This window comes from Salmonella sp. HY31 (assembly GCF_042604575.1).
GTDB classification, from domain to species: domain Bacteria; phylum Pseudomonadota; class Gammaproteobacteria; order Enterobacterales; family Enterobacteriaceae; genus Salmonella; species Salmonella diarizonae.
Genome location: NZ_CP170479.1, coordinates 4,748,991 through 4,771,688, shown reverse-complemented (window position 1 = coordinate 4,771,688; position 22,698 = coordinate 4,748,991). Strand labels below are relative to the sequence as shown.

Sequence of the window (22,698 nt, the reverse complement as noted above, 5' to 3'; positions counted from 1 at the left end):
ATGAAAATGGCAAATAACGGTCAAACATCGTGGCGTTGACATGTCCACCTGCCGCTGTAATCTCCAGGCCGCGTTTACCCTGCTCCTGACCGATTACATCGCTAAGATCGGCAGTTGTGGTAGGCGATGCCATATCCTGGGCTAAGGGTCTTTCCAGGGCGTGCTTCCCTTCCAGAAAGGCGCAGACGGTTTGTAGATGATCGGCGATAAAACAACCTTCTTTGCTGATAAGCCCAACCTCCGCCGCGTTCTCTGTTGCGACGATAATATTTCTGCCAGCCCTGATGGCTTCAGTTGCGCTTGATATTGCGCCAGGAACGCCGCGTAATGCGCCTGTAAGCGCTAACTCACCTACCAGCTCATATGCCTCAAGATTCAACGCCGTAAGCTGCTCAGACGCGGCCAGAAGCGCAACAGCAATAGGCAGGTCATACCTTCCGCCTTCTTTCGGTAGATCGGCTGGAGCAAGGTTAATGGTTATCTTTTTAGCCGGAAATTCATATCCGCTATTAATGATCGCACTGCGTACCCGATCACGCGCCTCTTTTACCGTGGTTTCCGGTAGGCCTACCATAGTTAATCCCGGTAACCCATTACTGATATGCACCTCTATAGTGATAGGCGGCGCATTGACGCCAAGTGCGGCGCGGGTATGAACAATCGACAGTGACATAATCCCTCCTGTTGCGTGGATTATGCGGAATAGAAGAGAACATTGAATTACTGATTTTTTGTTTTTTAGTGGTGGATTCCTGAATTTTGGCGTCATTTTCAGGTAATAAACATAAATCTGGAAGAACACTCGCAGAAGCGAAAAGGAGGAAAACAGGAGGGAAAGCGCACCAAAAGAGGGAAGAAAACGTGAAAATTTTTCAGTTGCTAATTTTTCTTATAAAAAACAAAGAGCTTTTAGGTATACACCTGCACTATCTGAAACGTGGTTAAAAAAATATCTTGTGCTATTGGCGAAACCTATGGTAACTCTTTAGGTATTCCTTCGAACAAGATGCAAGAATAGACAAAAATGACAGCCCTTCTACAAGTGATTAGCCTGGTCGTGATTAGCGTGGTGGTGATTATTATCCCACCGTGCGGGGCTGCACTTGGACGAGGAAAGGCTTAGAAATCAAGCCTTAACGAACTAAGACCCCCGCACCGAAAGGTCCGGGGGTTTTTTTTGGCCTGAAAAACTTAAGCGAGGAGCAGATCGTGAATAACAGCATAAAATTCTGTTTCTCCAGAATTATGACGGGGATGTAACTATGAACGGGGCACAGTGGGTGGTACATGCTTTGCGAGCTCAGGGGGTGAAAACCGTATTTGGTTATCCTGGCGGCGCAATTATGCCGGTTTACGATGCGTTGTATGACGGTGGTGTGGAGCATCTGTTGTGCCGTCATGAGCAGGGCGCGGTGATGGCTGCGATCGGTTATGCCCGTTCTACCGGTAAAACCGGTGTTTGTATCGCCACCTCCGGCCCTGGCGCCACTAACCTGATCACTGGCCTGGCGGATGCGTTGTTAGATTCGGTACCCGTCGTCGCGATCACGGGTCAGGTTTCCGCTCCGTTCATCGGCACCGATGCGTTCCAGGAGGTGGATGTGTTAGGGCTGTCGCTGGCATGTACCAAGCACAGCTTTCTGGTGCAGTCGCTGGCAGAGCTGCCTCGTATCATGGCAGAGGCTTTTGAAGTCGCCAATGCTGGCCGTCCCGGACCCGTTCTGGTGGATATCCCTAAAGATATCCAGTTAGCCAGCGGAGCGCTGGAGCCCTGGTTCACTACCGTTGCTAACGAAGCGATATTCCCCCATACCGCGGTTGAGAAGGCGCGTAACATGCTGGCGCAGGCGCAGAAGCCGATGCTGTACGTCGGCGGCGGTGTTGGTATGGCGCAGGCGGTTCCGGCGCTGCGTAAATTTATCGCGGTAACGCAAATGCCGGTTACCTGTACGCTGAAAGGGCTGGGCGCTGTTGAAGCTGATTATCCGTACTATCTGGGAATGCTGGGAATGCACGGTGCCAAAGCCGCAAATTACGCGGTGCAGCAGTGCGATCTGCTGATTGCCGTCGGGGCGCGTTTTGATGACCGGGTGACCGGTAAGCTGAATACGTTTGCGCCGAACGCCAGTGTGATCCATTTAGATATTGATCAGGCCGAATTGAACAAATTACGCCAGGCGCACGTAGCGTTACAGGGCGATCTGAATACGCTGTTACCTGCGTTACAGCAACCGTTATCTATCGATGAGTGGCGGCAGCATAACGCTGCAATGCGTTCCGAGCACGCCTGGCGCTATGACCATCCTGGCGAGGCTATCTATGCGCCGTTGTTGTTGAAGCAATTGTCGGAACGCAAACCCGTAGACAGTGTGGTGACGACGGATGTGGGGCAGCATCAGATGTGGTCAGCCCAGCATATGACTTACACCCGCCCGGAGAATTTCATCACTTCCAGCGGTCTGGGGACGATGGGATTCGGTTTACCGGCGGCCATTGGCGCACAGGTAGCGCGACCGAATGATACCGTTATCTGTATCTCCGGTGACGGCTCCTTCATGATGAATGTTCAGGAGTTGGGCACCGTAAAACGCAAGCAGTTACCGTTGAAGATAGTCTTACTCGACAACCAGCGGTTAGGGATGGTTCGACAATGGCAGCAACTGTTTTTCCAGGAACGATATAGCGAAACCACCCTCACCGATAACCCCGATTTCCTCATGCTGGCCAGCGCCTTCGGCATACCAGGCCAGCACATTACTCGTAAAGACCAGGTTGAAGCGGCACTCGACACGATGTTGGCAAGCGAAGGTCCGTACCTGCTTCACGTCTCAATCGACGAACTTGAAAATGTCTGGCCGTTGGTGCCGCCTGGCGCCAGTAACTCTGAAATGCTGGAGAAATTATCATGATGCAACATCAGGTCAATGTATCGGCACGCTTTAATCCAGAAACCTTAGAACGTGTTTTACGCGTGGTGCGCCATCGTGGTTTTCAGGTGTGTTCCATGAATATGGAAGCCGCGACCGATGCGCAGAATATAAATATTGAATTGACCGTTGCCAGTCCCCGGTCGGTCGACTTACTGTTTAGTCAGTTAAGTAAACTGGTAGATGTTGCGCATGTCGCGATCTGCCAGAGCGCTGCCACATCACAACAAATCCGCGCCTGAGCGCAAAAGGAAGAAAAATGACGACGAAAAAAGCTGATTACATTTGGTTCAATGGCGAGATGGTGCGCTGGGAAGACGCGAAGGTTCACGTAATGTCTCACGCGCTGCACTACGGTACGTCGGTATTTGAAGGGATTCGGTGCTACGACTCTCACAAAGGCCCGGTAGTGTTCCGTCATCGTGAACATATGCAGCGCCTGCGCGACTCAGCAAAAATTTATCGTTTTCCGGTTTCCCAGAGTATTGATGAACTGATGGAAGCCTGCCGCGCCGTGATTCGTAAAAATAATCTGACCAGCGCCTATATCCGTCCGTTGGTATTTGTGGGCGATGTCGGTATGGGCGTTAACCCGCCTCCGGGATACACCACTGACGTCATCATCGCTGCGTTCCCGTGGGGGGCATACCTGGGCGCCGAAGCGCTGGATCAGGGGATCGATGCGATGGTTTCCTCCTGGAATCGCGCTGCGCCGAACACCATCCCGACCGCCGCCAAAGCGGGCGGGAACTACCTTTCCTCTCTGCTGGTGGGTAGCGAAGCACGCCGCCACGGCTATCAGGAAGGCATCGCCCTGGATGTAAACGGCTATATCTCCGAAGGCGCAGGCGAAAACCTGTTTGAGGTAAAAGATGGCGTGCTGTTTACTCCGCCGTTTACCTCTTCCGCGTTGCCAGGCATTACTCGCGACGCGATCATCAAACTGGCGAAAGAGCTGGGTATTGAAGTGCGTGAGCAGGTACTGTCCCGTGAATCGCTGTATCTGGCCGACGAAGTGTTTATGTCCGGAACAGCGGCAGAGATTACTCCGGTACGCAGCGTTGATGGCATCCAGGTGGGCGAAGGCCGCTGCGGTCCTGTTACCAAGCGTATTCAACAAGCCTTCTTTGGTCTCTTCACCGGTGAAACCGAGGATAAATGGGGCTGGTTGGATCAGGTAAATTCATAATAAATAAAATTAATATTTTCCCAAAATAATTTGCGTCACAGGAAGGCGGCAACGCAGCGAATCCCCAGGAGCTTACTGTAGTAAGTGACTGGGGTGAGTGAGGCAGCCAACGCACCTGTGGCGTGAAGTATGAAGGGAAAAGATGGGGAGTAAATAAAGCATGCCTAAATACCGTTCCGCCACCACCACTCATGGCCGTAATATGGCGGGTGCCCGCGCGCTGTGGCGCGCCACCGGAATGACCGACAGTGATTTTGGCAAACCGATTATCGCCGTGGTGAACTCATTCACCCAGTTCGTGCCGGGTCACGTACACCTGCGCGATCTCGGTAAGCTGGTCGCCGAACAGATTGAAGCTTCCGGCGGTGTGGCGAAAGAGTTCAACACTATTGCCGTGGATGACGGGATCGCCATGGGGCATGGGGGTATGCTCTATTCACTGCCGTCACGCGAGCTGATCGCCGACTCCGTTGAGTACATGGTGAACGCGCACTGTGCTGATGCGATGGTGTGTATCTCCAACTGCGACAAAATCACCCCAGGGATGCTCATGGCCTCGCTGCGCCTGAATATTCCGGTGATCTTTGTCTCCGGCGGACCGATGGAAGCCGGAAAAACCAAGCTTTCAGACAAAATTATCAAGCTGGATCTGGTTGATGCCATGATTCAGGGGGCAGACCCGAAAGTTTCCGACTCGCAGAGCGATCAGGTTGAACGCTCCGCCTGTCCAACCTGCGGCTCCTGCTCCGGCATGTTTACCGCTAACTCCATGAACTGTCTGACCGAAGCGCTGGGTCTGTCGCAGCCGGGCAACGGTTCGCTGCTGGCGACCCATGTCGACCGTAAGCAGTTGTTTCTTAATGCTGGTAAGCGGATTGTTGAACTGACTAAACGCTATTACGAACAGGATGACGCTTCAGCGTTACCGCGCAATATCGCCAGCAAAGCCGCGTTTGAGAATGCGATGACGCTGGATATTGCGATGGGCGGTTCGACCAATACCGTTCTGCATCTACTGGCGGCGGCGCAGGAAGCGGAAATCGACTTTACGATGAGTGATATCGATAAGCTGTCCCGCAAAGTCCCGCAGTTGTGCAAAGTGGCGCCGAGCACGCAGAAGTATCATATGGAAGACGTTCACCGTGCCGGCGGTGTGCTGGGTATTTTAGGCGAGCTGGATCGCGCCGGGCTGCTGAACCGCAACGTGAAAAACGTATTAGGCCTGACGCTGCCGCAAACGCTGGAACAGTACGACATCACGGTTACGCAGGACGAAGCGGTTAAAAAAATGTTCCGTGCTGGCCCTGCCGGTATCCGTACTACCCAGGCGTTCTCGCAGGATTGTCGCTGGGATTCGCTGGATGACGACCGCGCAGAGGGTTGCATCCGCTCGCTGGAGTATGCCTACAGCAAAGACGGCGGTCTGGCGGTGCTGTATGGCAACTTCGCCGAAAACGGCTGCATTGTGAAAACCGCAGGCGTGGATGACAGCATTCTCTCCTTTACCGGCCCGGCAAAAGTGTATGAAAGCCAGGACGACGCGGTAGAGGCGATTCTCGGCGGCAAAGTAGTGGAAGGCGATGTAGTCGTGATCCGCTACGAAGGGCCGAAAGGCGGGCCGGGAATGCAGGAAATGCTCTATCCGACCAGTTTCCTGAAGTCGATGGGGCTAGGCAAAGCCTGCGCGCTCATCACCGATGGGCGTTTCTCCGGCGGTACTTCGGGTCTTTCCATCGGCCACGTCTCGCCGGAAGCGGCCAGCGGCGGCACTATTGCGCTGATTGAAGATGGCGACACCATTGCGATTGATATTCCGAACCGCAGCATTCAGTTGCAGTTGAGCGAGGCTGAAATCGCCGCACGCCGCGAGGCGCAGGAAGCTCGCGGCGATAAAGCATGGACGCCGAAAAATCGTCAGCGTCAGGTTTCGTTTGCCCTGCGTGCTTACGCCAGCCTGGCGACCAGCGCCGATAAAGGCGCGGTGCGCGATAAATCGAAACTGGGAGGTTGATGATGGCGGAATCTCAACCTCTGTCAGCCGCGCCGGAAGGGGCGGAGTATCTGCGCGCGGTGCTACGCGCGCCAGTATACGAAGCGGCGCAGGTGACGCCGCTGCAAAAAATGGAAAAGCTCTCGTCACGTCTGGACAACGTTATTCTCGTCAAACGCGAAGATCGGCAGCCGGTACATAGCTTTAAGCTGCGCGGCGCTTACGCGATGATGGCCGGATTGACCGAAGAACAAAAAGCCCACGGCGTGATTACCGCTTCGGCGGGGAACCATGCACAGGGCGTGGCGTTCTCCTCCGCGCGGCTTGGCGTGAAGTCTCTGATCGTCATGCCAAAAGCAACGGCAGATATTAAAGTCGATGCGGTACGCGGTTTTGGCGGCGAAGTGCTGTTGCACGGCGCTAATTTTGATGAAGCGAAAGCGAAAGCTATTGAACTGGCGCAGCAGCAGGGTTTTACCTGGGTGCCGCCGTTTGATCACCCAATGGTGATCGCCGGGCAGGGCACGCTGGCGCTGGAGTTGCTTCAGCAGGATTCGCATCTCGATCGCGTCTTTGTGCCGGTTGGCGGCGGCGGCCTGGCGGCGGGCGTAGCGGTACTGATCAAACAATTGATGCCGCAAATCAAAGTTATTGCCGTCGAAGCGGAGGATTCCGCCTGCCTGAAAGCGGCGTTGGAAGCCGGTCATCCAGTGGATCTCCCGCGCGTTGGGTTGTTTGCTGAAGGCGTGGCGGTAAAACGCATCGGCGACGAAACGTTCCGGCTGTGTCAGGAATACCTTGATGATATTGTCACCGTGGATAGCGACGCTATCTGCGCGGCGATGAAAGATCTGTTTGAAGATGTGCGTGCGGTGGCTGAGCCGTCTGGCGCGCTGGCGTTGGCGGGGATGAAAAAATATATCGCCCAGCACAATCTTCGCGGCGAACGCCTGGCGCACGTCCTTTCCGGCGCCAACGTCAACTTCCACGGCCTGCGCTATGTGTCTGAACGCTGCGAGCTAGGGGAACAGCGCGAAGCGTTACTGGCAGTGACCATTCCGGAAGAAAAGGGTAGCTTCCTCAAATTCTGCCAGTTGCTTGGCGGGCGTATGGTCACAGAATTTAACTACCGTTTTGCCGACGCGAAAAATGCCTGTATTTTTGTCGGCGTACGCGTCAGTCAGGGGCTGGAGGAGCGAAAAGAGATTATCACCCAACTGTGCGACGGCGGTTATAGCGTAGTGGATCTCTCCGACGATGAAATGGCGAAGCTGCATGTGCGCTATATGGTCGGTGGCCGTCCCTCCAAGCCGTTACAGGAGCGTTTGTATAGCTTCGAATTTCCGGAGTCGCCCGGCGCGTTGCTTAAATTCCTGCATACGCTTGGCACGCACTGGAATATTTCGCTATTTCATTACCGTAGCCACGGTACCGATTATGGCCGCGTGCTGGCGGCGTTCGAGTTGGGCGATCATGAGCCGGATTTCGAAACCCGGCTCTATGAACTGGGTTATGAATGTCATGATGAGAGCAATAACCCGGCGTTCCGGTTCTTCCTCGCGGGCTAAGCGAAGCGCCGCCATCTCGCATTAGTGGCCAGGCAGTAAGTTCCAGAACGCATCAATAAGCGGCTCATGCAGCCGCTTTTTTTGTGCGCACACGCCCAGTTCAAACGGCGTTTTCTCATCGCTACGTTCTAAAATCATCACACGATTACGTACCGGCTCCGGACTGTTTTCCAGTACAACCTCCGGAATTAAAGCCACACCGCAGCCCAATGCGACCATTGATACCATCGCCTCATGACCGCCCACCGTGGCGTAAATCGATGGATTACTGATTTTATGCCGACGGAACCACAGTTCAATGCGGCGACGTACCGGCCCCTGATCGGCCATGATAAACGGCACCGTCGCCCAGTCCGGTTTTTCTACCGCGACCTGGCTACGTACCGGGCAGGGCAGCGCCGGGGCGATCAGCACAACAGCCAGATTCTCCAGAATCGAAAACGCCACCGCGCCCGGCAGCGTTTCTGGTTTGCCGGCGATTGCCAGGTCCGCTTCTCCCGTCACTACCTTCTCCATCGCGTCGGCGGCGTCGCCGGTGGTGAGCTTAATTTCGACGGAGGGATGCTCGGCGCGGAAGCGGTCGAGGATCGGCGGCAGGTGGCTGTAGGCGGCGGTCACTGAACAAAAGATATGCAATTCACCGGAGAGCGATGGTCCCTGTTGGTCGAGCGTATGGCGTAGCTGCTGATACTGTAATAACGTTTGCTGGGCGAACACTCGCAGTTCCTCCCCGGCGTCAGTGAGCGTCACGGTGCGGTTATCGCGCACAAACAGCGACTGCCCGAGGTCTTCTTCCAGGCGCTGTATCTGGCGGGAAAGCGTGGAGGGGCTGACGTGCATTGCCCGCGCGCTGCGGCCAAAGTGGCGGCTTTCCGCCAGATGCAGGAACGTTTTTAGATCGCGTAAATCCACAGACAGACCTCCGTTTTTTGACGTTGCATAAACCGCAACATAACGTTGTGAATATATCAATTTCCGCAATAAATTTCCTGTCATATAGTGGGTTCAATCTCGCAAAAGCGAACCGAATAATAAGCACCACAACACAACATCATGAGGTATCACCATGGCTAACTACTTTAATACACTGAACTTGCGCCAGCAGTTGGCGCAACTGGGTAAATGCCGCTTTATGAGTCGCGATGAATTCGCCGATGGCGCAAGTTACCTTCAGGGTAAAAAAGTGGTTATCGTCGGCTGCGGCGCGCAGGGTCTGAACCAGGGCCTGAACATGCGCGACTCCGGCCTGGATATCGCCTACGCCCTGCGTAAAGAAGCCATTGCTGAAAAGCGTGCTTCCTGGCGCAAAGCGACCGAAAACGGCTTTAAAGTGGGAACCTATGAAGAGCTGATCCCGCAGGCGGACCTGGTGGTTAACCTGACGCCGGACAAGCAGCACTCTGACGTGGTACGCTCCGTACAGCCGCTGATGAAAGACGGCGCTGCGCTGGGCTACTCCCACGGGTTTAACATCGTGGAAGTGGGCGAGCAGATCCGTAAAGACATTACCGTGGTGATGGTGGCGCCGAAGTGCCCGGGTACCGAAGTACGTGAAGAATACAAGCGTGGCTTCGGTGTACCGACGCTAATCGCCGTTCACCCGGAAAACGATCCGAAAGGCGAAGGCATGGCGATTGCCAAAGCCTGGGCCGCTGCAACTGGCGGTCACCGCGCGGGCGTGCTGGAATCTTCCTTTGTCGCGGAAGTGAAATCCGACCTGATGGGCGAGCAGACCATTCTGTGCGGTATGTTGCAGGCTGGTTCTCTGCTGTGCTTCGACAAGCTGGTGGCAGAAGGCACTGACCCGGCGTATGCGGAAAAACTGATTCAGTTCGGCTGGGAAACCATCACCGAAGCGCTGAAGCAGGGCGGTATCACCCTGATGATGGACCGTCTGTCTAACCCGGCGAAACTGCGCGCTTACGCGCTGTCCGAGCAATTGAAAGAGATCATGGCGCCGCTGTTCCAGAAACATATGGACGACATCATCTCCGGTGAATTCTCTTCCGGTATGATGGCGGACTGGGCTAACGATGATAAGAAACTGCTGACCTGGCGTGAAGAGACCGGCAAAACCACGTTCGAAACCGCACCGCAGTTTGAAGGTAAAATCGGCGAGCAGGAATACTTCGACAAAGGCGTACTGATGATCGCGATGGTGAAAGCGGGCGTTGAGCTGGCGTTCGAAACCATGGTCGATTCCGGCATTATCGAAGAGTCTGCTTACTACGAATCCCTGCACGAGCTGCCGCTGATCGCGAATACTATCGCCCGTAAGCGCCTGTATGAAATGAACGTCGTGATCTCCGATACCGCAGAATACGGTAACTACCTGTTCTCTTACGCTTGCGTACCGCTGTTGAAACCGTTTATGGCGGAATTGCAACCGGGCGATCTGGGTAACGCTATCCCGGAAGGCGCGGTAGACAACGCACAGCTTCGCGACGTGAACAACGCGATTCGCAGTCATGCTATCGAGAAGGTGGGCCAGAAACTGCGCGGTTATATGACGGATATGAAGCGTATTGCCGTCGCCGGATAATACCCCGTCGTCTTTCAACTTACAGATGCGTTGGCTACGTTCGTACACCCCAGTCACATAGTTATCTATGCTCCTGGGGCTGTACTCACTTGCCGCCTTCCTGCAAGTTGAAATCCTTAGGGGAAGGCTTTGAGATAAAAAACCGGTGCAATTAGACACCGGTTTTTTAATTTCGGTACAGCACCTTAATGATGTGATAGCCGAACTGGGTGTGCAGTGGGCCGGTTGGCTCCAGTACCGGGCAGGAAAAGACCACTTTATCGAATGCCGGAACCATCTGGCCCTGACGAAATTCGCCTAAATGACCGCCTTTTTTACCGGATGGGCAGATAGAATGCTTCTTCGCCAGCTTCTCAAAATCGCCGCCGTTTTTAATTTGCTCCAGAAGATCTAAAGCCAGTTTCTCTTCTTTTACAAGGATATGCAGTGCTGCTGCCGTTTTTGCCATTATTGTGTTCTCACGTCGCAAAGATTGGCCGTCACTTTATCACTCCTTAGGCTGTCAGACATATACTCTTCGCCATTACAGGACAGATGTCCCGCCTGATTTAATGAACCGGGAGATAAGCGGCATTTTTAGCGGGCGTATTGCGGATGTGCGGGACGGCGGTCCTGTCCTTTCTGACAAGGGGCGAGATACCATGAACATAATGAAAAACGCAGAATTTCCAGACGACTGGCTTTTAGGGCTACGCCAGGTCGTACGCGCCCCTGTGCTCTATGAATTACTCAAATATTGTCCGCTGGAAATCATGCAGTGCTGGCGATTTGACGACATTTCCCGCGGCGCGCTTATCTGCCGCCAAGGGGAAATATGCCAGCAATTTTCGCTCATCGTGACCGGCGAAGTGGATGTTTTTTACGAAGCTGAAGATGGACGCCGTTACCGGCAGGCGCGTTATGGCAAAGGCGACATGCTGGGCGAGCTGGAGATATTTGAGTCGCGGCATTACATCTGTTCTGTCGTAGCCGTCGGCAATGTACAGCTACTCAGCCTGCCGCAAGCGCATTTTTGCCGCTGGCTAACGCTGGATAACCATTTTAACCAGCGAATGCTGCGGTTTTTCAGTCAACAGTATTACCAGTTGTCGAAAAAGGCCAGTAGCGACAATTTGTACTCGCTGCATCAGCGCGTATGCCAGGCATTATGGCTGCGTTATCAACAACATGAATCAACCATTATTTTGCTTGATAAGCAGAATCTTGGTCAGGAATTTGCGGCGACGACGCGCAGTATCAACCGGATACTGCACGATCTGAAATCGCTGAACATTATCGATACCGACGGTGAGCGGATCATTTTACTGGCTCCTGAAAAACTCAAACAGGAGGCGGAAATCTGAACCTCTCAGAACAATAAGGAGACGGGAGATGCAACCCCATATTCGGCTTAACACAAGCATGACCTGCGCGAAATATGCGCTTTTGCCCGGCGATCCCGGGCGGGTGGATAGAATCGCCCGTTTTCTTGATAAGGCTAAAATTTTGGGGCAAAACCGGGAATTTCGCGCGGCGTGCGGCTGGTATCGGGGCGTTGAAATAGTCGTGCTTTCCACGGGAATCGGCGGACCATCAACCGCTATCGCCATCGAGGAGTTACGCCAGGTTGGTGTCAACACGCTAATCCGTATCGGTAGTTGCGGCGCGTTGCAGGACTCGCTGGCGTTGGGCGATGTGATCATCGCCCACGGCGCGGTGGCTGACGACGGCGCCAGCAAAACCTATGCGCCCGCCAGTTATCCGGCCTGTGCGGACCCGTATCTTACCGCCACGCTGATACAGCAGGCGAAACAGATGAACATCTCTGCCGTTTGTGGACTGGTACGCAGCCATGACAGCTTTTATACCGATCGCGAAGCTGAACTGGATGCCGAATGGTCGGCCCGGGGGGTTCTCGGCGCGGATATGGAAACCGCCGCGCTGATGGTCGTGGGGGCGTTACGTGGGCTGCGTACAGCGTCGTTACTAAACGTGGTCGTCGCGCATAATGGCTGTCTGGAGAGCAGTATTAACCATTATGTTCAGCAGGAAACCTTGTGCCAGCAAGGTGAAGAGCGCCAGATTTCTCTGGCGCTTCAGGCCATTTATTTCGATAGTTTGCAAGGGGAGCAATGATGGACTTTTTCAGCATTAACAATGTAATGGTCAACATTCCTCTCGGCGAGGGTGGGTATGCGCTGTCGTGGATTGAGGCTATCGGCACCGTCTTTGGCTTATTGTGCATCTGGTGCGCCAGCCGGGAAAAAATCATTAATTACCTGTTTGGCTTGATTAACGTCACTCTGTTTGCCGCCATCTTTTTTCAGATTCAACTATATGCCAGCTTGCTACTTCAGGTGTTTTTCTTTGCGGCGAATATTTACGGCTGGTACGCATGGAGCCGGCAGAATGACGCCCAGGAAGCCGCTCTGAAAGTACGCTGGCTCTCTCGTCAACAAACATGGAGGTTGGGGGGCATATGTATTATCGCCATTCTGCTGATGACGTGGTTTATCGATCCGGTCTTTGCTATGTTGACCCGCGTTATGCTCGCCCTGCTGCAAACGGTAGGTATTCAGGTGGCGATGCCTGAACTCCAGCCGGACGCGTTCCCGTTCTGGGATTCCACCATGCTGGTGTTGTCGATTGCGGCGATGGTGCTGATGACCCGCAAGTACGTGGAAAACTGGCTGCTGTGGGTGATTATTGATGTGATTAGTGTTGTGATCTATGCGGTACAAGGCGTTTATGCGATGTCGCTTGAGTATGTTCTGCTGACGGCGATCGCGCTAATGGGTTCTTACAGTTGGATCAAGAGTGCGCAGCGTAATGGCTATACGCCGCTTGCCGCCAGAGCCTGCTGATTGACCTTTTCCAGGCTGCCAGAAAAGGCAGCCTGGTCTTCTCTGAGCCTCGCTTTCTGCTACAATCCCTCCCCCGTTCGAAGATTGAGCACTATTCCCATGCGTTTAAATCCCGGCCAACAACACGCTGTCGAATTCGTCACCGGACCCTGCCTGGTGCTGGCTGGGGCGGGTTCTGGTAAAACTCGCGTAATTACCAATAAAATCGCCCACCTGATCCGCGGATGCGGCTATCAGGCCCGGCATATTGCGGCGGTGACGTTTACCAATAAAGCGGCGCGCGAAATGAAAGAACGCGTCGGGCAGACGCTCGGTCGTAAGGAAGCGCGCGGTTTGATGATCTCCACCTTTCATACGCTAGGGCTGGATATTATTAAGCGCGAGTACGTTGCGCTGGGGATGAAATCGAACTTTTCATTGTTTGACGATACCGACCAGGTCGCCTTGCTCAAAGAGCTGACCGAAGGCCTGATCGAAGACGACAAGGTTCTGTTACAACAGCTGATCTCCACGATCTCCAACTGGAAAAACGATCTCAAAACGCCTGCGCAGGCAGCGGCGGAGGCAAAAGGTGAACGCGATCGTATTTTTGCCCACTGCTACGGGCTTTATGACGCCCATATGAAGGCATGTAACGTTCTCGATTTTGATGATTTGATTCTGCTGCCGACGCTGCTGCTGCAACGCAATGACGAGGTACGCGAGCGCTGGCAGAATAAAATTCGTTATCTACTGGTGGATGAATATCAGGATACTAATACCAGCCAGTATGAGCTGGTTAAGCTGCTGGTCGGGCAACGTGCGCGCTTTACCGTGGTGGGCGATGACGATCAGTCTATCTACTCCTGGCGTGGGGCGCGCCCACAAAACCTGGTGTTACTGAGCCAGGATTTCCCGGCGTTGCAGGTGATCAAGCTGGAACAAAACTATCGCTCTTCGGGCCGCATTCTGAAAGCGGCGAATATTCTTATCGCCAATAATCCGCACGTCTTTGAAAAACGCCTCTTTTCCGAACTCGGTTACGGCGCGGAACTCAAAGTGTTAAGCGCAAACAATGAAGAGCATGAAGCTGAGCGCGTTACCGGCGAACTGATTGCCCATCACTTTGTGAACAAGACCCAGTACAAGGATTACGCCATTCTGTATCGCGGGAACCATCAGTCGCGGGTATTTGAAAAATTCCTCATGCAGAACCGTATTCCGTACAAAATTTCCGGCGGCACATCGTTCTTCTCCCGTCCTGAGATTAAAGACCTGCTGGCCTACCTGCGGGTGTTGACCAACCCGGATGATGACAGCGCTTTCCTGCGCATCGTGAATACGCCAAAACGCGAAATCGGTTCGGCCACTCTGCAAAAGCTGGGTGAATGGGCAATGACGCGTAATAAAAGCCTGTTTACCGCCAGCTTTGATATGGGGCTTAGCCAGAAGCTGACCGGGCGTGGTTACGATTCATTGACGCGTTTTACCCACTGGCTGGGGGAAATCCAGCGTCTGGCCGAACGCGAGCCTATCGCCGCCGTGCGCGATCTCATCCACGGTATTGACTATGAATCCTGGTTGTACGAAACCTCGCCGAGTCCCAAAGCGGCGGAAATGCGTATGAAAAACGTTAACCAGCTCTTTAGCTGGATGACCGAAATGCTGGAAGGCAACGAACTTGATGAGCCGATGACGCTGACCCAGGTGGTTACACGCTTTACGCTGCGCGATATGATGGAGCGTGGCGAGAGCGAAGAAGAGCTTGATCAGGTACAGTTGATGACGCTTCATGCTTCGAAGGGGCTGGAATTCCCGTATGTGTATATGGTGGGAATGGAAGAAGGATTTTTGCCGCATCAAAGCAGCATTGACGAAGATAATATTGAGGAAGAGCGTCGGCTGGCCTATGTCGGGATCACCCGCGCGCAGAAAGAGCTCACCTTTACATTATGTAAAGAGCGCCGTCAGTATGGGGAACTGGTACGCCCGGAACCCAGTCGCTTCCTGCTGGAACTGCCGCAGGATGATTTAATCTGGGAACTGGAGCGCAAAGTGGTGAGCGCCGAAGAACGAATGCAAAAAGGGCAAAGTCACCTGGCTAATCTAAAAGCCATGATGGCGGCAAAGCGAGCGAAACCGTAGGCTGGATAAGCGAAGCGCCATCCGGAAATCAGACTACGTTTAGCGAACATCCAGCGGCCAGTGTACATAGCTTTGCCACTGGCTTTCCTGATCAATCAACTCTTTACCCAGCGGGTGATGCGCCAGCCAGCCGTCAGGCAAGGTTAACGTCAGATTTTCATTTAGCGCCTGTAGCGTAATTTCTGGTACCAGATCGTCACGACGGCGACCGGCAAAGAGAATCGCCAGTCGCAGCAAACGGCATAGCTGTTCCGCAACACGGGGTGGTACCGCGTTTTGCTGATGAAGCGAAGAGAGATCGACCGGATTGGTCTGATTCAGTAAGAGGGTAGCGAGCAACTTTTTCTGCGCGGGCGTATAGCCAGGCAGATCCAAATGGCGTACTAAATAGGCGGCATGATAGGGCGCCTGTTTAAAATCAACGCTCAGACCGATCTCATGCAACTGGCAGGCGCTAAGCAACAGTTCACGACTGATAGGCTCAATATGCCATTCATTTTCTACCTGTTTGAGGAAGTTATCCGCCAGCTTCGCTACGCGATTCGCCTGATCGGTATCGACGATAAACCGACGCTGAATGTTTCGCAGCGTGCGGCTGCGGATATCCTGATCCACCGCCAGGTGCAGCATCCCATACACCAGCCCTTCGCGTAACGCGCCGCCTGCCAGCGTCATGCACTGGATGTTCAACTCGGTAAATATCGCGATCAGAATAGCCAGCCCGCTTGGGAAAACCAGCGCGCGTTCCAGCGTCAGGCCTTCGATTTCCAGCTCTTCCAGACGCCCGCACTGTATCGCGCGTTGTTTTAGCTGCTGCAGTTTGGCGAGCGTAATGCGCTCGTCCATCCCCTGCGCCATCATGATTTCCTGCAATGCCTGTACGGTGCCGGAGGCACCCACGCAGACTTTCCAGCCATGAAAACGCAGTTCATCGGCGACCGGACGCAGCACATCGCGCGCGGCCTTCTCCGCATCATCAAAGTTTTCTTGCGCCAGATTACGATCGCTAAAATAGCGTTCAAGCCACGTTACGCAGCCCATCGACAGGCTAAACAGCGACGTGGTTTGTGCGCCAGTGCCAGTAACCAGTTCAGTACTGGCGCCGCCGATATCCACCACCAGCCGCTGATCTGCGCCGCCGGTGGTATGAGCGACACCTTGATAAATCAGCCGCGCCTCTTCTTCGCCGCTGATAACCTGCACCGGACAACCGAGGATGATCTGCGCTTTTGCGATAAATTCACCCGCATTGACGGCGAGACGCAATGTTGCGGTGGCAACCACGCGGATTTGCGGCTGTGGAATATCCTGCAAACGTTCAGCAAACAGGCGCAGGCATTGCCAGCCGCGTTCCATCGCTTCGGCTGAAAGTCGGTTGTCGCTGTTCAGACCAGCGGCCAGACGCACCTTGCGTTTTATTCGGGTCAGCGTCTGGATGCTTCCCGCCACCTCACGTACGACCAGCATATGAAAACTATTGGAACCGAGATCAATGGCTGCATACAACGAGGTAGAATTCATACACTTCATCCTTCAACCTGTATCCGTGTTGGCTGCGTACTCTCCCCCAAATCACTTACTAAAGTAAGCTTATCGGGATTCGTTTTCTTGCCGCCTTGATACAGGCTAAATGATTTTGTGTATGGCATAACTTTTCTTAACCTGAACGACGACGATTACGCGGAGCGCCAGCGCGGCGCGGACCATTGCCAGGGCGCGAACGCGTCAGGCGCAACGGCTTGGGCAGATCGTTCATGAGCGCTTCCGGATTGTATTTGCTGACCGGAATCGAGTGGCCGATATAGCTCTCAATGGCGGGCAAATTCAGCGCATATTCTTCGCAAGCCAGACTGATGGAATGTCCGCTGGCGCCTGCGCGACCGGTACGACCGATACGGTGAACATAGTCTTCACAATCGTCCGGCAGATCGTAGTTAAAGACGTGCGTTACGGCGGGAATATGCAGCCCGCGCGCCGCAACATCGGTCGCCACAAGAATATCCAGATCGCCGCGGGTGAACTCATCCAGAATCCGCAGGCGCTTTTTCTGCGCGACGTCGCCGGTCAACAGACCAACACGATGGCCGTCTGCCGCCAGATGTCCCCAGATATCTTCGCAACGATGCTTGGTGTTGGCGAAAATAATGGCGCGATCTGGCCACTCTTCTTCGATCAGCGTTTGCAGTAAACGCATTTTCTCTTCATTAGAGGGGTAGAAAAGCTCTTCTTTAATGCGGTGGCCGGTCTTTTGCTCCGGTTCAACTTCAACATATTCGGCGTTGTTCATCTGTTCAAACGCCAGTTCGCGAACCCGGTAAGACAGGGTGGCGGAGAACAACATATTCAGACGCTGCGCAGCCGGCGGCATACGACGGAACAGCCAGCGGATATCTTTAATAAAGCCCAAATCGTACATGCGATCGGCTTCATCGAGTACGACGACCTGAATGGCGCCGAGGTTAATGTGATTTTGTTTGGCGTAGTCGATCAGTCGGCCCGTCGTACCGATAAGAATATCAACGCCGCTTTCCAGCACTTTAAGCTGTTTGTCGTAACCATCGCCGCCGTAAGCCAGGCCTAATTTTAAGCCTGTCGCTTGCGCCAACGGTTCCGCGTCGGCGTGAATTTGTACGGCTAATTCACGCGTCGGTGCCATGATCAGCGCGCGCGGCTGGTTCACCTTGCGATCGTCGATCGCGGGATGAGAAAGTAAATAATGAAACGTTGACGTCAGAAACGCCATCGTTTTCCCGGTACCGGTTTGCGCCTGCCCTGCAACGTCACGACCCGCCAGCGTTAGCGGAAGGGCCAGTGCCTGAATGGGCGTACAATTATAAAACCCTTTTTTTTCAAGGGCTTCAACCACCTGTGGGTGCAGGGCGAAGTCGGAAAACTTCTGTTCTGTTAAATGTGTTTTGCTCATAGTGTGGTAGAATATCAGCTTACTATTGCTTTACGAAAGCGTATCCGGTGAAATAAAGTCAACCTTTGTTGGCGAAGTTAACATCAGCACCTCGTTGGTTAATGCTACACCAACACGCCAGGCTTATTCCTGTGGAGTTATATATGAGCGATAAAATTATTCACCTGACTGACGACAGTTTTGACACGGATGTACTCAAAGCGGACGGGGCTATCCTCGTTGATTTCTGGGCAGAGTGGTGCGGACCGTGTAAAATGATCGCTCCGATTCTGGATGAAATCGCTGACGAATATCAGGGCAAATTGACTGTTGCCAAACTGAACATTGACCAGAATCCAGGTACTGCGCCTAAATATGGCATCCGCGGTATTCCGACTCTGCTGCTGTTTAAAAACGGCGAAGTGGCGGCAACCAAAGTAGGCGCATTGTCTAAAGGTCAGTTGAAAGAGTTTCTCGACGCCAATCTGGCGTAATACCGTTTATACGTCGAATGATAAAGGCGCTGTATGGTCAGGGGTCTGTCATTCGACGAATGATTAAGGTATCAGGCAGTTTCGTGGCGTCCGTTGTCCTTTCGTTATTCTTAAATTGTCAGGATCTCTGGACGCCCGGTCTGAGTCGTGCTAAGTTAGTATTGACTTCGAATTAAACATACCTTATTAAGTTTGAATCTGGTTTTATCCGTCACTTCCCGTTTTTTCTCGCACGAGAAGTGGAAAGATTCCTGGCTCTTCGCTCATTCCGTCTTGTCGTTTCAGTTCTGCGTACTTTCCTGTGACCAGACAGCGAACAGACATGAGTTGATAGCCGTAAACAGGCATGGATGACCCTGCCATACCATTCACAACATTAAGTTCGAGATTTACCCCAAGTTTAAGAACTCACACCATTATGAATCTTACCGAATTAAAGAATACGCCGGTTTCTGAGCTGATCACTCTCGGCGAAAGTATGGGGCTGGAAAACCTGGCCCGTATGCGCAAGCAGGACATTATTTTTGCCATCCTGAAGCAGCACGCAAAGAGTGGCGAAGATATCTTTGGCGACGGTGTGCTGGAGATACTGCAGGATGGATTTGGTTTCCTCCGTTCTGCAGACAGCTCCTACCTCGCCGGTCCTGATGATATCTACGTTTCCCCCAGCCAAATCCGCCGTTTCAACCTCCGCACTGGTGATACCATTTCTGGTAAGATTCGCCCGCCGAAAGAAGGTGAACGCTATTTTGCGCTGTTGAAAGTTAACGAAGTTAACTACGATAAACCGGAAAACGCCCGTAACAAAATCCTCTTTGAGAACTTAACCCCGCTGCACGCAAACTCTCGTCTGCGTATGGAACGTGGTAACGGTTCTACCGAAGACTTAACGGCGCGCGTTCTGGATCTGGCTTCGCCGATTGGCCGCGGCCAGCGTGGTCTGATTGTCGCGCCGCCGAAGGCGGGTAAAACCATGCTGCTGCAGAACATCGCGCAGAGCATTGCGTATAACCATCCAGACTGCGTGCTGATGGTGTTGTTGATCGACGAACGTCCGGAAGAAGTGACCGAGATGCAGCGTCTGGTGAAAGGCGAAGTCGTTGCTTCTACCTTTGACGAACCGGCATCCCGCCACGTTCAGGTTGCCGAAATGGTTATCGAGAAGGCGAAACGTCTGGTTGAACACAAAAAAGACGTTATCATCCTGCTCGACTCCATCACCCGTCTGGCGCGTGCCTACAACACCGTGGTGCCTGCTTCTGGTAAAGTACTGACCGGTGGTGTGGACGCTAACGCCCTGCATCGTCCGAAGCGTTTCTTCGGTGCGGCGCGTAACGTGGAAGAGGGCGGTAGCCTGACTATCATCGCGACGGCGCTGATCGATACCGGTTCCAAGATGGACGAAGTTATCTACGAAGAGTTTAAAGGCACCGGTAACATGGAGCTGCATCTCTCGCGTAAGATCGCTGAAAAACGTGTCTTCCCGGCTATCGACTACAACCGTTCCGGTACGCGTAAAGAAGAGCTGCTTACCACCCAGGAAGAGTTGCAGAAAATGTGGATACTGCGTAAAATCATCCATCCGATGGGTGAAATTGACGCGATGGAATTCCTCATTAACAAACTGGCGATGACCAAAACTAATGACGACTTTTTCGAGATGATGAAGCGCTCATAATCTGGTCTTTACCTGAAAACGCCACGTTTTTACGTGGCGTTTTTGTTTTATATCTGTAATCTTAACGACACATTTACAAAACGATGATAAACCGGGTCGGGGCTTCGCGATCCATTCGTTATCGGTATCGTGTGGTTGATATTTAAACAATTCTGCCTGGTTCAGAGCAGGGTTTCCCTTCTGAATAAAGGTCTTCATGGTTATACTTCTGGTATTAATTTTATCTGAGAGCACGCATTGTGAATTTACTGACCGTGAGTACTGATCTCATCAGTATTTTTTTATTCACGACACTGTTCCTGTTTTTTGCGCGTAAGGTCGCAAAAAAAATCGGTTTAGTGGATAAACCCAACTTCCGTAAACGCCACCAGGGGCTGATACCGTTGGTTGGAGGGATTTCGGTTTACGCAGGGATTTGCTTCACATTCGGAATCGTTGATCACTATATTCCTCATGCGTCGCTTTATCTTTCTTGTGCGGGCGTACTGGTTCTTATCGGTGCGCTGGACGACCGTTTTGATATCAGCGTAAAGATCCGTGCGACCATACAGGCTGCGATCGGTATCATTATGATGGTATTCGGTAAACTCTATCTTAGCAGCCTCGGTTATATCTTTGGCTCCTGGGAGATGGTACTCGGTCCCTTCGGTTATTTCCTTACTCTGTTTGCCGTATGGGCGGCGATCAACGCCTTCAATATGGTTGACGGTATTGACGGCCTGCTGGGCGGGCTATCCAGCGTCTCATTTGCGGCGATGGGGCTGATTTTATGGTTTGATGGCCAAACCAGCCTGGCAATATGGTGCTTCGCCATGATCGCCGCAATTCTGCCTTACATTATGCTTAATCTTGGTATTTTGGGGTGGCGTTATAAAGTCTTTATGGGTGATGCCGGTAGTACTCTGATTGGTTTTACCGTTATTTGGATCTTACTGGAAACGACGCAGGGGAAAACTCACCCTATTAGTCCGGTTACCGCGCTATGGATTATCGCTATCCCGCTGATGGATATGGTGGCGATTATGTATCGCCGTCTGCGTAAAGGAATGAGTCCCTTCTCACCCGATCGTCAACACATTCACCACCTTATCATGCGCGCCGGATTTACCTCTCGTCAGGCGTTTGTACTGATTACGCTTGCTGCCGCCATTCTGGCGGGAGTAGGCGTAACGGCAGAATATTCTCATTTTGTTCCTGAGTGGGTTATGTTGGTGCTCTTTTTGCTAGCATTCTTCCTCTATGGCTACTGTATTAAGCGGGCCTGGAAGGTGGCGAGATTTATTAAGCGTGTGAAACGCCGCCTGCGCAGGCACCGTGAGAACCGGCCAAACTTAACTAAGTAAATGAGGATACGATGACACAACCATTACCGGGGGCACGCGCGGTGAGCGCTGAAAATGAACTGGATATTCGCGGGTTGTTTCGTACTTTATGGGCCGGCAAATTCTGGATTATCGGCATTGGCCTGCTATTTGCCCTTATCGCGTTAGCCTATACCTTTTTTGCTCGTCAGGAGTGGAGCGCGACGGCGATCACCGATCGCCCAACCGTAAATATGTTGGGCGGTTATTACTCCCAGCAACAGTTTCTGCGCAATCTGGATATTAAGACCGATCCCGCCTCTTCCGATAAGCCCTCGGTGATGGACGAAGCGTATAAAGAGTTCATCATGCAGCTTGCCTCCTGGGATACGCGTCGCGATTTCTGGTTACAGACGGATTATTATAAGCAGCGAATGGTCGGGAATAGCAAAGCTGATGCGGCGATGCTTGATGAACTGATCAATAACATTCAGTTTACGCCAGGTGATTTTACACGCGCTATCAACGACAACGTGAAGCTGATTGCTGAAACCGCGCCGGACGCCAATAATCTGCTGCGTCAGTATGTCGCGTTCGCCAGTCAGCGGGCGGCGAGCCATCTGAATGATGAATTAAAAGGCGCCTGGGCTGCGCGTACCGTGCAGATGAAAGCGCAGGTCAAACGGCAGGAAGAGGTTGCGAAAGCGATCTATTCACGTCGTGTAAACAGTATTGAGCAGGCGCTCAAAATTGCGGAACAACATAATATTTCTCGTAGCGCGACGGATGTCCCGGCGGATGAATTACCGGACTCAGAGCTTTTTTTACTCGGTCGCCCTATGTTACAGGCGCGTCTTGAAAACCTGCAAGCGGTTGGCCCTGCGTTCGATTTGGACTACTTTCAAAATCGGGCAATGTTGAATACGCTTAATGTGGGGCCGACCCTGGACCCTCGTTTTCAGACCTATCGTTATTTGCGTACGCCGGAAGAACCGGTAAAACGTGATAGCCCACGCCGAGCCTTCCTGATGATCATGTGGGGTATCGTTGGGGCGCTAATCGGTGCGGGCGTTGCCTTAACCCGTCGCCGCACGATTTAGCAACACCTCTGCAGTAGGGGGCTGGGCCCCTGCTGTCTAT

At 53.0% G+C, this 22,698-nt stretch carries 21 protein-coding genes and 1 pseudogene; 17 read left to right on the top strand and 5 right to left on the bottom strand.

The genetic code is table 11. From position 1 onward, the window contains the following. Positions 1 to 40: 40 nt before the first annotated feature. Positions 41 to 673: pseudogene (locus ACE15A_RS22850) on the bottom strand (magnesium chelatase domain-containing protein); the annotation flags it as partial. 351 nt (positions 674 to 1,024) lie between these two features. Here ACE15A_RS22850 and ilvL point away from each other — a divergent pair. From ilvL to ilvA, 7 genes are all read left to right on the top strand, one after another. Continuing rightward, a complete protein-coding gene (gene ilvL / locus ACE15A_RS22845) occupies positions 1,025 to 1,123 on the top strand; it encodes an ilv operon leader peptide (RefSeq protein WP_024149608.1) in 99 nt (32 codons plus the stop codon). A gap of 86 nt (positions 1,124 to 1,209) precedes the next feature. Further along, positions 1,210 to 1,260 carry a peptide IlvX gene (gene ilvX, locus ACE15A_RS22840; RefSeq protein WP_193394364.1) on the top strand — a complete coding sequence of 17 codons (51 nt, stop codon included), beginning with the start codon at positions 1,210 to 1,212 and terminating at the stop codon, positions 1,258 to 1,260. Between the two features lie 2 nt (positions 1,261 to 1,262). Next, on the top strand, positions 1,263 to 2,909 hold the full coding sequence (gene ilvG / locus ACE15A_RS22835) for an acetolactate synthase 2 catalytic subunit (RefSeq protein WP_053510955.1): 1,647 nt from the start codon (positions 1,263 to 1,265) through the stop codon (positions 2,907 to 2,909). Further along, positions 2,906 to 3,169 carry an acetolactate synthase 2 small subunit gene (gene ilvM, locus ACE15A_RS22830; protein WP_000983260.1) on the top strand — a complete coding sequence of 88 codons (264 nt, stop codon included), beginning with the start codon at positions 2,906 to 2,908 and terminating at the stop codon, positions 3,167 to 3,169. The genes ilvG and ilvM overlap by 4 nt, the downstream gene beginning before the upstream one ends. Before the next feature lie 17 nt (positions 3,170 to 3,186). After that, positions 3,187 to 4,116: a branched-chain-amino-acid transaminase gene (gene ilvE, locus ACE15A_RS22825; protein WP_063389943.1), complete on the top strand. Its 930-nt coding sequence runs from the start codon at positions 3,187 to 3,189 to the stop codon at positions 4,114 to 4,116. A 160-nt stretch (positions 4,117 to 4,276) separates the two neighbouring features. Then, positions 4,277 to 6,127 (top strand): dihydroxy-acid dehydratase, encoded by a 1,851-nt coding sequence (ilvD, locus tag ACE15A_RS22820; RefSeq protein WP_001127438.1) that lies wholly within the window; start codon positions 4,277 to 4,279, stop codon positions 6,125 to 6,127. Positions 6,128 to 6,129: 2 nt separating this feature from the next. Further along, positions 6,130 to 7,674 (top strand): threonine ammonia-lyase, biosynthetic, encoded by a 1,545-nt coding sequence (ilvA, locus tag ACE15A_RS22815; RefSeq protein WP_053511016.1) that lies wholly within the window; start codon positions 6,130 to 6,132, stop codon positions 7,672 to 7,674. Positions 7,675 to 7,695: 21 nt separating this feature from the next. Here ilvA and ilvY read toward each other — a convergent pair whose 3' ends face one another. Continuing rightward, positions 7,696 to 8,586 carry an HTH-type transcriptional activator IlvY gene (gene ilvY, locus ACE15A_RS22810; RefSeq protein WP_053511018.1) on the bottom strand — a complete coding sequence of 297 codons (891 nt, stop codon included), beginning with the start codon at positions 8,584 to 8,586 and terminating at the stop codon, positions 7,696 to 7,698. 154 nt (positions 8,587 to 8,740) lie between these two features. Between ilvY and ilvC the strand changes: the two genes are divergently transcribed. Then, positions 8,741 to 10,216, top strand: a complete 1,476-nt coding sequence (gene ilvC, locus ACE15A_RS22805) for a ketol-acid reductoisomerase (RefSeq protein WP_053510959.1) — start codon at positions 8,741 to 8,743, stop codon at positions 10,214 to 10,216. A gap of 166 nt (positions 10,217 to 10,382) precedes the next feature. Here ilvC and ppiC read toward each other — a convergent pair whose 3' ends face one another. Further along, positions 10,383 to 10,664: a peptidylprolyl isomerase PpiC gene (gene ppiC, locus ACE15A_RS22800; protein WP_001140255.1), complete on the bottom strand. Its 282-nt coding sequence runs from the start codon at positions 10,662 to 10,664 to the stop codon at positions 10,383 to 10,385. 193 nt (positions 10,665 to 10,857) lie between these two features. On the opposite strand from ppiC, the gene ACE15A_RS22795 reads away from it, so the two are divergent. The 4 genes from ACE15A_RS22795 (at position 10,858) to rep (ending at position 15,183) form a co-directional block, all read left to right on the top strand. Then, complete coding sequence (locus tag ACE15A_RS22795) at positions 10,858 to 11,559, top strand: Crp/Fnr family transcriptional regulator (protein WP_053510964.1); 702 nt, start codon at positions 10,858 to 10,860, stop codon at positions 11,557 to 11,559. A 28-nt stretch (positions 11,560 to 11,587) separates the two neighbouring features. Further along, complete coding sequence (locus ACE15A_RS22790; protein ID WP_023247370.1) at positions 11,588 to 12,331, top strand: nucleoside phosphorylase; 744 nt, start codon at positions 11,588 to 11,590, stop codon at positions 12,329 to 12,331. Continuing rightward, entirely contained in the window at positions 12,331 to 13,059 is a 729-nt protein-coding gene (gene pnuC / locus ACE15A_RS22785) for a nicotinamide riboside transporter PnuC (protein ID WP_001804215.1), read from the top strand. The genes ACE15A_RS22790 and pnuC overlap by 1 nt, the downstream gene beginning before the upstream one ends. A 99-nt stretch (positions 13,060 to 13,158) precedes the next feature. After that, complete coding sequence (gene rep / locus ACE15A_RS22780; RefSeq protein ID WP_053510967.1) at positions 13,159 to 15,183, top strand: DNA helicase Rep; 2,025 nt, start codon at positions 13,159 to 13,161, stop codon at positions 15,181 to 15,183. A 39-nt stretch (positions 15,184 to 15,222) separates the two neighbouring features. Here the strand turns inward: rep and gppA are convergent, their stop codons facing one another. Together gppA and rhlB are read right to left on the bottom strand one after the other, a co-directional pair. Then, a complete protein-coding gene (gene gppA, locus ACE15A_RS22775) occupies positions 15,223 to 16,704 on the bottom strand; it encodes a guanosine-5'-triphosphate,3'-diphosphate diphosphatase (protein WP_023247372.1) in 1,482 nt (493 codons plus the stop codon). 136 nt (positions 16,705 to 16,840) lie between these two features. Beyond that, positions 16,841 to 18,106 carry an ATP-dependent RNA helicase RhlB gene (gene rhlB / locus ACE15A_RS22770; protein ID WP_000047525.1) on the bottom strand — a complete coding sequence of 422 codons (1,266 nt, stop codon included), beginning with the start codon at positions 18,104 to 18,106 and terminating at the stop codon, positions 16,841 to 16,843. A gap of 143 nt (positions 18,107 to 18,249) precedes the next feature. Here rhlB and trxA point away from each other — a divergent pair, with 143 nt between their 5' ends. The 5 genes from trxA to wzzE all read left to right on the top strand — a co-directional run bounded on the left by trxA (position 18,250) and on the right by wzzE (position 22,658). Continuing rightward, positions 18,250 to 18,579 (top strand): thioredoxin TrxA, encoded by a 330-nt coding sequence (gene trxA / locus ACE15A_RS22765; protein ID WP_001280776.1) that lies wholly within the window; start codon positions 18,250 to 18,252, stop codon positions 18,577 to 18,579. A gap of 247 nt (positions 18,580 to 18,826) precedes the next feature. Beyond that, entirely contained in the window at positions 18,827 to 18,910 is an 84-nt protein-coding gene (locus ACE15A_RS22760; RefSeq protein ID WP_134820045.1) for a rho operon leader peptide, read from the top strand. A gap of 87 nt (positions 18,911 to 18,997) precedes the next feature. Then, on the top strand, positions 18,998 to 20,257 hold the full coding sequence (gene rho / locus ACE15A_RS22755; protein WP_001054532.1) for a transcription termination factor Rho: 1,260 nt from the start codon (positions 18,998 to 19,000) through the stop codon (positions 20,255 to 20,257). 239 nt (positions 20,258 to 20,496) lie between these two features. Next, a complete protein-coding gene (wecA, locus tag ACE15A_RS22750; RefSeq protein ID WP_064055737.1) occupies positions 20,497 to 21,600 on the top strand; it encodes a UDP-N-acetylglucosamine--undecaprenyl-phosphate N-acetylglucosaminephosphotransferase in 1,104 nt (367 codons plus the stop codon). An 11-nt stretch (positions 21,601 to 21,611) separates the two neighbouring features. Further along, the gene (wzzE, locus tag ACE15A_RS22745) at positions 21,612 to 22,658 is read left to right on the top strand and encodes an ECA polysaccharide chain length modulation protein (RefSeq protein ID WP_000193413.1); all 1,047 of its coding nucleotides are present in this window, start codon (positions 21,612 to 21,614) and stop codon (positions 22,656 to 22,658) included. The last annotated feature ends 40 nt before the right edge of the window (positions 22,659 to 22,698 follow it).

Coding starts and splice junctions, on each gene's coding strand:
- ilvL (WP_024149608.1), top strand. CDS start 1,025: ATGACAGCCCTTCTACAAGTGATTAGCCTGGTCGTGATTAGCGTGGTG.
- ilvG (WP_053510955.1), top strand. CDS start 1,263: ATGAACGGGGCACAGTGGGTGGTACATGCTTTGCGAGCTCAGGGGGTG.
- ilvM (WP_000983260.1), top strand. CDS start 2,906: ATGATGCAACATCAGGTCAATGTATCGGCACGCTTTAATCCAGAAACC.
- ilvE (WP_063389943.1), top strand. CDS start 3,187: ATGACGACGAAAAAAGCTGATTACATTTGGTTCAATGGCGAGATGGTG.
- ilvD (WP_001127438.1), top strand. CDS start 4,277: ATGCCTAAATACCGTTCCGCCACCACCACTCATGGCCGTAATATGGCG.
- ilvA (WP_053511016.1), top strand. CDS start 6,130: ATGGCGGAATCTCAACCTCTGTCAGCCGCGCCGGAAGGGGCGGAGTAT.
- ilvC (WP_053510959.1), top strand. CDS start 8,741: ATGGCTAACTACTTTAATACACTGAACTTGCGCCAGCAGTTGGCGCAA.
- ppiC (WP_001140255.1), bottom strand. CDS start 10,664: ATGGCAAAAACGGCAGCAGCACTGCATATCCTTGTAAAAGAAGAGAAA.
- ACE15A_RS22795 (WP_053510964.1), top strand. CDS start 10,858: ATGAACATAATGAAAAACGCAGAATTTCCAGACGACTGGCTTTTAGGG.
- ACE15A_RS22790 (WP_023247370.1), top strand. CDS start 11,588: ATGCAACCCCATATTCGGCTTAACACAAGCATGACCTGCGCGAAATAT.
- pnuC (WP_001804215.1), top strand. CDS start 12,331: ATGGACTTTTTCAGCATTAACAATGTAATGGTCAACATTCCTCTCGGC.
- rep (WP_053510967.1), top strand. CDS start 13,159: ATGCGTTTAAATCCCGGCCAACAACACGCTGTCGAATTCGTCACCGGA.
- gppA (WP_023247372.1), bottom strand. CDS start 16,704: ATGAATTCTACCTCGTTGTATGCAGCCATTGATCTCGGTTCCAATAGT.
- rhlB (WP_000047525.1), bottom strand. CDS start 18,106: ATGAGCAAAACACATTTAACAGAACAGAAGTTTTCCGACTTCGCCCTG.
- trxA (WP_001280776.1), top strand. CDS start 18,250: ATGAGCGATAAAATTATTCACCTGACTGACGACAGTTTTGACACGGAT.
- rho (WP_001054532.1), top strand. CDS start 18,998: ATGAATCTTACCGAATTAAAGAATACGCCGGTTTCTGAGCTGATCACT.
- wzzE (WP_000193413.1), top strand. CDS start 21,612: ATGACACAACCATTACCGGGGGCACGCGCGGTGAGCGCTGAAAATGAA.